The organism is Methyloversatilis sp. XJ19-13 (assembly GCF_024580155.1).
Taxonomy (GTDB): domain Bacteria; phylum Pseudomonadota; class Gammaproteobacteria; order Burkholderiales; family Rhodocyclaceae; genus Methyloversatilis.
This window is the reverse complement of record NZ_JANINH010000002.1, coordinates 281639-293516: the sequence shown is the minus strand read 5'-3', so window position 1 is coordinate 293516 and position 11878 is coordinate 281639. Positions and strand designations below refer to the sequence as shown.

The window sequence follows — 11878 nt, the reverse complement described above, 5'->3', positions numbered from 1 at the left end:
TTGAATCTTGCATCTCAGGTCATCCTGCCGGCGGCCAGGCGGATGCGGCGCGTGCAGCGCGACGCGAGCGCTTCGTCGTGCGTCACCAGGATGAGCGTGGTGCCTTGTTCGGCATTCATGTCGAACATCAGGTCGATGACCGACGCGCCGGTCGCGGCATCGAGATTACCGGTCGGCTCATCGGCCAGCAGCAGTCCGGGCTCGGGCGCGAAGGCGCGCGCCAGCGCGACCCGCTGCTGCTCGCCGCCCGACAGCTGGCGCGGGTAGTGCGTCATCCGCCCACCCAGGCCGACCCGTTCCAGCAGTGCCACCGAGCGCTCGCGCACCCGGTCGACGCCTGCCAGTTCCAGCGGCAGCATGACGTTTTCGAGCGCGGTCAGAGCCGGCAGAAGCTGGAAGGACTGGAACACGAAGCCGACCTTTTCGCCGCGCAGCTGGGCCCGGGCATCTTCGTCGAGCGCAAAGATGTCCCGTCCGGCGATGCTGACCGAGCCGGCAGATGGCAGGTCAAGCCCGGCCAGAAGACCGAGCAAGGTCGATTTTCCTGAACCGCTGGCGCCGACGATGGCCAAAGCTTCACCGGCACGAACCGTGAAGGCGATATCCTGAAGAATCTGCAGCGGCGCGTTTCCGCTGCTCACCTGCTTGCCCAGCCCGCTGACTTCAAGGACGGTCGGGCGTGTTTCCGGAGTGTCTGTAGGCATGAAAAAAGTGTTGTTCTCAATGTTGTGCATGGTGTTCATTGCGCTGCCGTTGCAGGCGCAGACACTGCTGGTGGTCGGCGACAGTCTGTCAGCCGGATACGGTCTGCGCCAGCATGAGGCCTGGCCGGTGTTGCTCGGGCAGAAACTGGCGCAGTCGGGTTACGCCCATTCGGTCGTCAATGCGAGCACCAGCGGTGACACCACGGCCAACGGCCTGTCGCGCATCGACGCGGCGCTCGCGGCGCACAAGCCAGCCGTCGTCATTCTCGCGCTCGGCGCCAACGACGGCCTGCGCGGCCTGCCCGTCAAGAGCATGCGCGACAATATCGAATCCATGACACGCAAGGCGCAGGCGGCAGGCGCCCGGGTGCTGATCGCCGGCATGCAGCTGCCGCCGAACTACGGCCCCGACTACACGCAAAAGTTCTCCGCTGCCTTCAGCGAGGTGGCCACAACGACCCGCTCGGCGCTGCTGCCCTTCCTGCTCGATGGTTTCGCTACCGATCCGCGCAGCTTCCTGCCGGACGGCATTCATCCGGTTGCCAGCGCACAGTCGCGCATCGTCGACAACATCTGGACGCCGCTCAAGCCTCTGCTCGGCAAGGTGGTCGACACTGCTTCGGCCACGCGCCAGCGGTGATTGCGGTCCGGCCTGCGGGTCGAAAGCAGGCGCTGCATGTGTGTATGTCGTAACGCGGCAACCCATCACTCGACCATCGTCCGGCACGCTACCATCGCCGGCCGCAGTTCTCCCCGACAAGGCTGTCATGCACAGGAACACCCGGCAATGAGCGACGCTCCCATCCTGCGGCGACCGGCGGGAATGGCGTCGATCGGTCAATTGCACGATTTCGACGCCTTCATCGATACCCGTTCGCCAGCTGAATTCGCGCTCGACCATGTGCCGGGCGCGATCAACTGCCCGGCACTCGACGACGCGCAGCGCGCCGAAATAGGCACGTTGTACAAACAGGTGTCGCCCTTCGTCGCCAAGCGGCGCGGTGCGGCGCTGGTTGCCCTGAACATCGGCCGCCACCTGCTGGAAACCTTCCACGACAAGGGGCCGGACTGGCGTCCGCTGATCTATTGCTGGCGGGGCGGCAAGCGCAGCGGTGCCTTCGTCACCGTGCTTCGCCAGATCGGCTGGGACGCGCACCAGCTCGAAGGTGGCTACAAGCGCTATCGTCGCGATGTGCTCGACCGGCTCGCCGCAGCCCCCGCCCAGCTTGATTTCCGCGTGCTGAGCGGACCGACCGGCAGCGCCAAGAGCCGGGTGCTCGAAAGACTGGCGGCACGTGGCGAACAGGTGCTCGATCTGGAGGCGCTGGCCGCGCACAAGGGTTCGGTACTGGGCCGACAGCCCGGCCAGCCACAACCTCCGCAGCGCTGGTTCGAGTCGCAGCTGCATGCGGTGCTGGCGAGCTTCGATCCGGCGCGTCCGGTGTTCACCGAAGCGGAAAGCAGGCGCATCGGTCTGGTTTCGCTGCCGAACGAACTGATCGAGCGCATGCGGGCGGCACCCTGTCTGCGCATCGATGCCTCGGTGGCCGCCCGTACCGACTTCCTGCTGCGCGACTACGACTACCTCACAAGCGATGCCGAGGCGCTGATTGCCGAGCTCGAACGGCTGTCCGATCTGCGCGGACACGAAACGATAGATGCCTGGTCGGCGCTGGCGCGCGCCGGCGACTGGCGCACCCTGGTCGCGGCACTGCTGGAACAGCACTACGACCCGCTGTACCGACGATCGCAGCAGTACAACTTTGCACGCCACCCGGATGCGCCCACCTTCGAGGCCGACCGGCTCGACGCAGCAGGTATCGATGCGCTGGCGGCACGGATCATCCGGACCACCGCTCAGGGCACTCTGGACGACGTGTCGGCGCGCACCGCACAGATGCGCTGAATCATCGCCGGCGCCGGCGCGGTCAGTTCGCCCTGTTCGAAGGCCAGAACGCGTCCCCAGCTGCGCGCCCAGTCGAACAGTTCGTCCGGCCGCAGCAGGAAATCCGGGTTCGACGGCTTGCCGAAGCGCTCGTTGCCCAGCATGAAAGTTTCGTAGATCAGCACGCCGCCAGGTCGCAGCAGCGCGGCCAGCTCCGCCAGTCGCGGCCGGAACAGGTAGCGCGTCACCACCACCGCATCGAAGCTGTCTGCGACCCAGGGCCACGGACCCTTTTCGAGATCGGTGCACAGTGTGTGAACGCCTTGCGCATCGGCCAGTTCGGCCAGCGCTGCCTGATCACGATCGGCCGCCAGCACGCTGAATCCGTGGCCGGCGAGCCAACGGGCATGCCGACCGGCGCCGCTGGCGAAATCGAGGATTTCCGCGCCTGGCGCACAGAGCGCAGAGAAACGGGTGACCCATTGCGATGGCGTCTGACCGGAAAAGTGGGAATGAGAGGGCATCGGCAGGCCTTTATTCGGGGATGCGAGCAGTCAGGGCGGCATTATCATCCTAGGCACTTCAAGGAAAACAATGTTTCGCACTGCCGATATGCCGGCCTCCCCCATGACCGCCAGCGGTTTCTTCCTTTGGCGGGCGCTGCCACTGGCCATTCTTGCCGGCGTTGTTGCGGCCAGCGTGTCCGTACCGATCGGTCTTGCCGTTTTCCTCATTGCCAGCGGCATCGGGGCGGCGGCTGCACGGCAGCTCACCCTTTCCGCCGAGCGCCTGTCCGTCCAGGACAACGAAAACCTGCGCCAGCAGGACTTTGCCGACCTCGCGGCAGACTGGCACTGGGAAACCGACTCCGGCATGAGGCTTCGCGTTTCGCAGACCCGTCCGGTGCTCGGCAATGCGCTGGACATCGTTGCGGTCAATGGCCTTCAATTCTGGAAGATCGACGCGCTGTCCCCGGTGCACGGCGACTGGGAGGAGTGCCATCGCATGATCCAGGCGCGTCAGCCCATGCAACTGCATCTGGTGCTGCGGCTCCCTGACAGCAGCGTACGCCACATCGACCTGCGCGGCAGACCGGTGACCGATGCGCAAGGCGAGTTCTGCGGCTATCGCGGCACCGGGCGCGACGAAAGTGCCTTCGTGCAGTCGACGCGCGCGCTGCGTGAGCTGGAGACGCGCCACCGCGAAATGGTGAATCACCTGCGCGAAGTCATTTTCCGCATCGATGCGCGGGGCCGCTTCACTTACCTGAACCGCGCCTGGGAAGACCTGACCGGTCAGCCGGTGTCGCAGGCCATCGGCCAGCGTGTGCTGCGCTGGCTGTCGAAGGACGAAGCGCGCTATCTGCTGGCGCGCCTGGAACCGCTGCTCGACGGTCGGCGAGACTCGATGCAGGTGGAGGTGCGCACCCACACTGCCGGTCAGCCGGCGCGCTGGCTCGAAATCGCGATCAGTGCCCGCTTCGACGGCAGCGGCGGTCTGGAGAGCCTGTCCGGAAGCATCGAGGACATCACGCAGCGCAAGCAGGCGGAATCGACGCTGTACGACATGAATGCCGAACTCGAACGGCGCGTGAAGCGGCGTACCGCTGAACTTGAAGCGTCGAATCGCGAACTGGAGGCCTTTTCCTACTCGGTGTCGCATGACCTGCGCAACCCGCTGCGCGCGATCGACGGCTTTTCGCAGATCATCATCGAGGACTACGGCGATCAGCTCGACAAGATGGCGCACAGCCACCTCGGACGCATCCGTGCGGCGTCGCAGAAGCTGTCGACGCTGATCGACGACCTGATCGAACTGGGTCGGCTGACGCGGGCGCCGATCAGCCGGGTGGTGGTCGACCTGTCGGCGATTGCACGCACCATCGCGCGCGAGCTGCATGCGGAGGCGCCCGAACGCGAAGCCCGCGTGTCGATCGGCTTGCACCTGATGGCGCGCGTCGACCCGATACTCGCGCGCGTCATGCTCGAACACCTGCTGCGCAATGCGTGGGCCTTCACTGCCGCCTGCGCAACGGCCGAGATCGAATTCGATGCCCGGCTGCGCAATCGCGAAGTCGTGTTCCACGTACGCGACAACGGCGCCGGCTTCGACATGGCCCACGTGTCACAGCTGTTCCGCCCGTTCAACCGGCTGCACGATCAGGCCGACAACAGCGGCACCGGTATCGGACTGGCGACCGTGCAGCGTATCGTGCACCGCCATGGCGGTCGCATCTGGGCCGAAGGCGCCCCCGGCAAAGGCGCGAGCTTCTACTTCACGTTGCCCGATCCGGCTGGTTGAGTTCCGTTTTGATGTGTTTATATTGCGATTGCACATTTATAAGTTTGTAGATTCAACTTTAGAAATCCTGCTCAAGAATATAATTAAATTAGTTTAATTTATTCTTTACGAAGATTATGGATTTCCACGGGCGGAACTTGTGTTGCGATGCAATATACTGAGGTCAAGGTGCCGGGTATCACCGCGTACGGCAGCAGCAAGGCTGGCAATCACCGCCACCACCGCTGACGACATCGCAGCGCCAAGGGAGTCCCCATGCAGTACGAGCACTATCTGAAGTCCATGTTCGAGCCGCAGTCGGTCGCCATCGTCGGTGCCAGCGAGCGGCACGACTCGATCGGTGCGGTCCTGATCCGCAATATGCTCGACGCGCGCTACAGCGGTGCGCTGCATGCGATCAATCCCAAACATGATTCGGTTCACGGTGTGCCGTGTGTGGCGCGCCTCGATGACCTGCGCAAGCGGCCCGATCTGGCGGTGATCTGCACCCCGGCGGCCACGGTGCCCGGACTTATCGAGGAATGCGGCCGGGCCGGCATCAAGTCGGCGGTCGTCATCAGTTCCGGCTTCGCCGAATGCGGCCCGGCAGGTGCCGAACTGGAACGGCGCACCCGCATCGCGGCCAAGCGCAGTGGCGTACGCATCATCGGCCCCAACTGCCTCGGCCTCATGCGACCGGCGATCGGCCTGAATGCCACCTTCGCACGCGCTGCAGGCATCCCGGGCAGCATCGGTCTCATTTCGCAGTCCGGCGCGATCTGCACCGCCCTGCTCGATTGGGCGCAGACGAATGGCGTCGGCTTTTCGACCGTGGTGTCGCTGGGTGCGTCGATCGATGTCGATTTCGGGGAAATCCTCGACTACATGATTGCCGACCCGCGTACCGAAAGCATCTTCATGTACATCGAAGGCATCCGCGATGCGCGCCGCTTCATGAGTGCGGTGCGTGCGGCGGCGCGGGTCAAGCCGGTGCTGGCGATCAAGGTCGGCCGGCATCCGGCCGGTTCGAAGGCGGTGGCGTCGCACACCGGTGCCATGGTGGGCTCGGACGACGTGTTCGACGCTGCGCTGCGCCGCGCCGGCGTGGTGCGCCTGTCGAACATGGGCCAGATGTTCTCTGCGGCCAACGCGCTGTTCACTGGTTTCAAGCCTTCGGGCAAGCGGCTCGCCGTGGTGACCAACGGTGGCGGACCGGGCGTCATGGCGGCCGACCGGGCGGCCGATCTGGGCATTGAACTGGCGGCGCTGTCGCCGGAAACGATGGCAGCGCTCAATGTCGCGCTGCCGCCCACCTGGTCGCACGCCAACCCGATCGACCTGATCGGCGATGCCGATGCCGCACGATACGGCGCTGCACTGAAGGCTGTGCTGGCCGATCCGGGTGTCGACGGCGTGCTGACGCTGCTGACACCGCAAGCCATGACGCAACCGACTGCCGTGGCTGAGACTGTCATCGCCATCGCTGCCACCGCGCACAAGCCGCTCATGACCTGCTGGATGGGGGGCGAACAGGTGCGCGCCGCGCGTGCGCTGTTCGAGGCGGCGCATTTGCCGACCTTCCGCTCGCCCGAGCCGGCGGTCGAACTGTTCCATCACATCTCGTCCTATTACCAGAACCAGCAGCTGCTGCGCCACGCACCGGCTTCGCTGGCGCAGGACCTCGATCCGCCATCGGTTGAATCGGCCCGCCTGGTGATCGAGACGGCGCTGTCCGAGCGGCGCACCGTGCTCACCGAAATGGAATCGAAGGCGCTGCTGGCCGCTTTCCGCATTCCGATCGCACAGACCGTGGTCGCGCGCAGCGCGACCGAAGCCATGGTGTACGCCGAAGAAATGGGCTTGCCGGTCGCCATGAAGATCGATTCGCCCGACATCACGCACAAGAGCGATGTCGGCGGCGTGCGGCTGCATGTCGACAACCTGCGCGCAGTGCGCGACTGCTGGCAGGAACTGATGGCGGAAGTCGGCCGGCGCAAACCCGATGCCCGGCTGACCGGTGTGTCGATCGAACCCATGGTGACCAAGCCCAATGCACGCGAGCTTTTCGTCGGCGTGGTGCACGACGATGTGTTCGGGCCGGTCATCAGTTTCGGCCACGGCGGCACCCGCATCGAGGTGCTGCGCGACCGTGCTGTCACGCTGCCGCCGATCAATGTCGAACTGGCGCGCGATGTCGTCCAGCGTACCCGGGTGTCGGCTATGCTGGGCGAGTTCCGCGGCATGCCGGCGATCGACATGGACGCACTCGAACGGGTGCTGATCCGCGTGTCCGAAATGGTGTGCGAGCTGCCCTGGATACGCGAGATGGACATCAACCCGCTGCTGGTCGACGAGAGCGGCTGCGTGGCGGTGGATGCGCGCATCATTCTCGCCGACGTGTTGCCGACCGCGACGCCCTACTCGCACATGGCGATCCACCCGTATCCGGCGCGGCTCGAACACGTGGTGAATATGCCCAATGGCGCACGCGCTATCATCCGTCCGATCCGACCGGAAGATTCCGACCGCGAAGCCGACTTCGTGCGCGCCCTGTCGCCGGAAACACGCTATCTCAGATTCATGAGCACGATCAAGGAGTTGCCGGGCCCTTTGCTGGCCCGCTTGACGCAGATCGACTACGACCGCGAAATGGCGCTGGTGGCCATCACCGGTGATGGCGACAGCGAAGAGCAGATCGGCGTCTGTCGCTATGTCGTCAATCCGGATGGTGAATCGTGTGAATTCGCCATCGTCGTCGCCGACGCCTGGCAGCGTCAGGGCCTGGCCCGCACGATGATGAATCTGCTGATCGAAGCGGCGCGCGAACGCGGCCTCAAGGTGATGGAAGGCGTGTTTCTCGCCAACAACGAACGCATGCTGCGTTTCGTGCAGAGCCTGGGTTTCCACATCAATCGCGACCCGGAAGACAGTTCGCTGTTCAACGGCGAACTGGAACTGCGTCCGTCGTGAGCGCACTGCCTGCCCGCTGCAGCTGGTGCGGACAGGACCCGCTGTACGTCGCTTATCACGACACCGAATGGGGGGTGCCGGTGCGCGATGAGGCGGCGCTTTTCGAACGCCTCATTCTCGAAGGTGCGCAGGCTGGTCTGGCCTGGATCACAATACTGCGCAAACGCGAAGGCTATCGGCGCGCCTTCGACGGTTTCGACGCCGGGCGCATCGCGCGCTACGGCGACGAGGACCGCACACGCCTGCTGGCCGATGCCGGCATCGTGCGCAACCGGCTGAAGATCGATGCCACCATCGGTAACGCGCGCGCGCTGCTGGCGCTGCACGAGCGCGGCGAAACACTTGCCGGATTGCTGTGGGACAGGGTGGACGGCCAGCCGCTGATCAACCACTGGCGCCGGCCGGCCGATTGCCCGGCGACGACCGACCTGTCGGACCAGCTGTCGAAACAGCTCGCCCAGCGCGGCTTCCGCTTCGTCGGCAGCACCATCGTCTATGCCTGGATGCAGTCGGTTGGGGTCGTGAATGACCATATGGTCGACTGCTTCCGTCACCGAGAACTGGTGCGTCCCCTGGCCTGAAGCGCGCGAACCGCGCGGCGTACGGATAGTCTGTGCACCGTCTGCCTGCCCCCTTCCCCCGATGTCCGATCCGGAAATACCGTCCGACGAACCGACGCGTGCCGACATCCGGCGCATTGTCGCGTCGTCTTCGCTCGGCCGGCAGCTGCGCGCCGCGCGGGCGAAGCAGCAGCGCGAGCAGGCGGCCGGGCAAACAGGCGAGCGCGTGGCGCCCCGGCCGGCCCGACGTGCCCGGCGTGCCGGTGGTGCGCTGCCCGACGTCGCCGCACTGCAGGCGCGCATCGATGGCCTGTACGCCGAACGCGGCTGGCGCGTGTTCGATTTCCAGCGCACGGTGTGGGCACATCTGCAGCAGGGTTGCAGCGGCCTGCTGCACGCCGGGACCGGATCGGGCAAGACCCTGGCGGTGTGGCTCGGGGCGCTGCTGCGGGCCGCGGCCCGGCCCGCCCCGGGGCTGCGCGTGCTGTGGATCACACCGATGCGCGCACTGGCTGCGGACACCGCGCTGACGCTGGGCGAGTCGGCGCGCGTGCTCGGTCTGGACTGGGAGGTCGGCCTGCGCACCGGCGACACCGGTTCGGCCGAGCGCTCCCGACAGGCGCGCGCGTTGCCGCAGGCGCTGGTCACTACGCCGGAAAGCCTCACGCTGATGCTTTCGCACGACACCGCGCGCGATCAGCTGGGCGGGCTGTGCGCCGTGGTGGTCGATGAGTGGCATGAACTGATCGCCAACAAGCGCGGCGTGCAGACGCAACTCGCGCTGGCCCGGCTGCGCGAGTGGAATCCAGCGCTGCCGGTGTGGGGACTGTCCGCCACATTGGGTAATCCGGACCATGCGATGGAGGTGCTGTGCGGTCCGGGGGGCGCACGGGTCGCCAGCGAAGTCGACCGGCCGGTCAGGCTGGACAGCCTGATTCCGGCGCGCACCGAACGCTTTCCGTGGGCCGGCCATCTGGGGGTGAAACTGCTCGACGCCGTACTGACCGAACTGGACGCCAGTCCGTCGACCTTGCTGTTTACCAACACGCGGTCGCAGGCCGAGCTGTGGTACCAGGCGTTGCTGGCGGCGCGCCCGGACTGGGCAGGACTGATCGCGCTGCATCACGGCTCGCTGTCGCGCGAGGTGCGCGAATGGGTCGAAGCCGGGCTGAAGAACGGCACGCTGCGCGCCGTGGTGTGCACCTCCAGCCTCGATCTGGGCGTGGACTTCCTGCCGGTGGAGCGCGTGCTGCAGCTGGGCTCGCCGAAAGGTGTGGCGCGGCTGATGCAGCGCGCCGGCCGCTCTGGCCACGCGCCGGGCCGCACGCCGCACGCCACCTGCGTGCCCGGTCACGGCCTGGAACTGATCGATTCGGCCGCCGCGCGCCGCGCAGTCGCAGCCGGGCGCATCGAACCGCGCCACAGCCCCGAGGCGCCGGTCGACGTGCTGGTGCAGCACCTGGTGACGCTGGCGCTGGCCGGCGGTTTCGACGCCGACGCACTGAAGGCGGAAATCCGCACGACCCATGCCTATCGCACGCTGGACGACCGCACCTGGGACTGGGCGATGGATTTCGTCAGCCGCGGCGGGGCGTCGCTGTCCGCCTACCCGGATTACCGCAAGGTCGAACGCGATGCCGATGGCCGCCACCGCGTGCCGCGCGCCGACATCGCCCGCCGCCACCGCATGCAGATCGGCACCATCACTGCGGATTCGGCGGTCGATGTGCGCTGGGCGAAGGGTGGAAAGAGCGGTGGAAAGAGCGGTGGAGGAAGCGGCGGTCAGAGCGCCCCCGCGTCCGGCGCTGCGGCGCTGGCCGGTGGCCGGCTCGGTCAGGTCGAGGAATCCTTCATCGGCCGTCTGAAGCCGGGCGACTGTTTCCTGTTCGCCGGCCGGGTGCTCGAACTGGTCGTGGTGCGTGACATGCAGGCGCTGGTGCGCGCCGGCAACGCGGCGCGCGGCACAGTGCCGCGCTGGGCCGGCGGACGCATGCCGCTGTCCAGCGAACTGGCACAGGAAATCCGCACGCTGATCGCACTCGCCGCGCAAGGCGACTACCCGGAGCCGGAAATGCGGGCGCTGCGCCCGCTGCTCGACGTGCAGCGCGGCTGGTCGGCGCTGCCGTGCGAAGACGAACTGCTGATCGAAGTCATGCAGTCGCGCGAAGGGCATCACGCCTTTTTCTTCCCGTTCGCCGGCCGGCCGGTGCATGCCGGGCTGGCCGCACTGCTCGCCGGGCGCATTTCGCGCAGCCGGCCGATCACCTTTTCGCTGTCGTTCAACGACTACGGCTTCGAGCTGTTGTCGGCCTCGCCGGTCGACTGGGCGCAGGAAATCGCGGCCGGTCTGCTGTCCGGCGACGCGCTGGATGCCGACATCGAACATTGCCTGAACGCGGCCCAGCTCGCGCGCCGCCGCTTTCGCGAAGTGGCCCGGGTGGCCGGCCTGACCTTCCAGGGCTATCCCGGACAGGGCAAGAGCGCACGCCAGCTTCAGGTCAGCAGCGAGTTGCTGTTCGACGTGTTTTCGCGCCACGACCCGGACAACCTGCTTCTGCAGCAGGCGAAGCAGGAAGCCCTGCAGGATGAACTGGATGCCGAACGCATCGCCGGCACGCTGGCTGCGATGCGCGCCGCCCGGCACTGCATCACGCGTCCGCCGTCCATGACCCCGTTTGCGTTTCCGTTGCTGGTGGCGCGGCTGCGCGAGCGGCTGTCGAGCGAACAGCTGTCCGAGAGGGTGGCACGCATGGTGGCGCTGCTGGAAAAAGCGGCCGGGCCCTGAAGTCATGCTGCAGATCGACCTTGCCGGCGAATCGCTGACGCTGCTCGCCGAACGTGCGCTGTGGTGGCCGGCGCAATCCACCCTGCTGATCGCCGATGCGCATTTCGGCAAGGGTCTGACCTTCCGCGCGCGCGGTGTGGCCGTGCCTTCGGGTACCAGCGACGACACGATGGACCGGCTGGCGGCACTGCTTGCCCGCACGGGTGCCGACCGCGTCGTGTTTCTCGGCGATCTGCTGCACGCCCGCGAAGCACGCCAGCCGGCGTTGATGGCGACGCTGGCCGGGCTGCGCGCACCGGGCGTCGAGTGGGTGTTGGTGCGCGGCAACCACGACATGCACGCAGGGGTGCCGACCGAACTGGGGCTGACCGTGGTCGACGAGCCCATGCTGATGGCGCCGTTCGCGCTGTGCCATCACCCGGATGCGCGACCGGGCCATTACGTGCTGGCCGGCCACGTCCATCCGGCGTTGCGCGTCGAGGCGGGAGGCGACCGGCTGCGCCTGCCCTGCTTTGCCTTCGGCCCGGATGTCGGGCTGCTCCCGGCCTTCGGCAGCTTCACCGGACACATGACGCTGGAGCCCGACGCCGGCATGCGCTGCTTCGTCGCCGCCGCCGACCGCGTGCTGGAAGTGCCGCATGCCTCGGCACGCCGGCGCAGCAAGGCCTAAAATGCAGCGCTTGCGTGATCCGTC

Annotated in this window: 9 protein-coding genes; 7 read left to right on the top strand and 2 right to left on the bottom strand. The window is 66.7% G+C overall.

Annotated features, from left to right (window positions below):
* Positions 1–14: 14 nt before the first annotated feature.
* Positions 15–704 carry an ABC transporter ATP-binding protein gene (locus NMQ14_RS03915; RefSeq protein ID WP_257093656.1) on the bottom strand — a complete coding sequence of 230 codons (690 nt, stop codon included), beginning with the start codon at positions 702–704 and terminating at the stop codon, positions 15–17.
* Between NMQ14_RS03915 and NMQ14_RS03910 the strand changes: the two genes are divergently transcribed.
* Both NMQ14_RS03910 and mnmH read left to right on the top strand, forming a co-directional pair.
* Positions 703–1344, top strand: coding sequence for an arylesterase (locus NMQ14_RS03910; RefSeq protein WP_257093654.1), 642 nt, complete (start codon positions 703–705; stop codon positions 1342–1344). The genes NMQ14_RS03915 and NMQ14_RS03910 overlap by 2 nt on opposite strands.
* Positions 1345–1491: 147 nt before the next feature.
* Positions 1492–2610, top strand: a complete 1119-nt coding sequence (mnmH, locus tag NMQ14_RS03905; RefSeq protein WP_257093652.1) for a tRNA 2-selenouridine(34) synthase MnmH — start codon at positions 1492–1494, stop codon at positions 2608–2610.
* Here mnmH and NMQ14_RS03900 read toward each other — a convergent pair.
* On the bottom strand, positions 2562–3113 hold the full coding sequence (locus NMQ14_RS03900; RefSeq protein ID WP_257093650.1) for a bifunctional 2-polyprenyl-6-hydroxyphenol methylase/3-demethylubiquinol 3-O-methyltransferase UbiG: 552 nt from the start codon (positions 3111–3113) through the stop codon (positions 2562–2564). The genes mnmH and NMQ14_RS03900 overlap by 49 nt on opposite strands.
* 103 nt (positions 3114–3216) lie before the next feature.
* On the opposite strand from NMQ14_RS03900, the gene NMQ14_RS03895 reads away from it, so the two are divergent.
* The 5 genes from NMQ14_RS03895 (at position 3217) to pdeM (ending at position 11854) form a co-directional block, all read left to right on the top strand.
* On the top strand, positions 3217–4890 hold the full coding sequence (locus NMQ14_RS03895) for an ATP-binding protein (RefSeq protein ID WP_257093649.1): 1674 nt from the start codon (positions 3217–3219) through the stop codon (positions 4888–4890).
* Between the two features lie 255 nt (positions 4891–5145).
* Positions 5146–7839 (top strand): GNAT family N-acetyltransferase, encoded by a 2694-nt coding sequence (locus tag NMQ14_RS03890; RefSeq protein ID WP_257093647.1) that lies wholly within the window; start codon positions 5146–5148, stop codon positions 7837–7839.
* Positions 7836–8420: a DNA-3-methyladenine glycosylase I gene (locus NMQ14_RS03885; protein WP_257093645.1), complete on the top strand. Its 585-nt coding sequence runs from the start codon at positions 7836–7838 to the stop codon at positions 8418–8420. The genes NMQ14_RS03890 and NMQ14_RS03885 overlap by 4 nt, the downstream gene beginning before the upstream one ends.
* A gap of 61 nt (positions 8421–8481) precedes the next feature.
* Positions 8482–11184, top strand: coding sequence for a ligase-associated DNA damage response DEXH box helicase (locus NMQ14_RS03880; protein WP_257093643.1), 2703 nt, complete (start codon positions 8482–8484; stop codon positions 11182–11184).
* A gap of 4 nt (positions 11185–11188) precedes the next feature.
* Positions 11189–11854, top strand: coding sequence for a ligase-associated DNA damage response endonuclease PdeM (gene pdeM / locus NMQ14_RS03875; protein WP_257093641.1), 666 nt, complete (start codon positions 11189–11191; stop codon positions 11852–11854).
* Positions 11855–11878 lie beyond the last annotated feature (24 nt).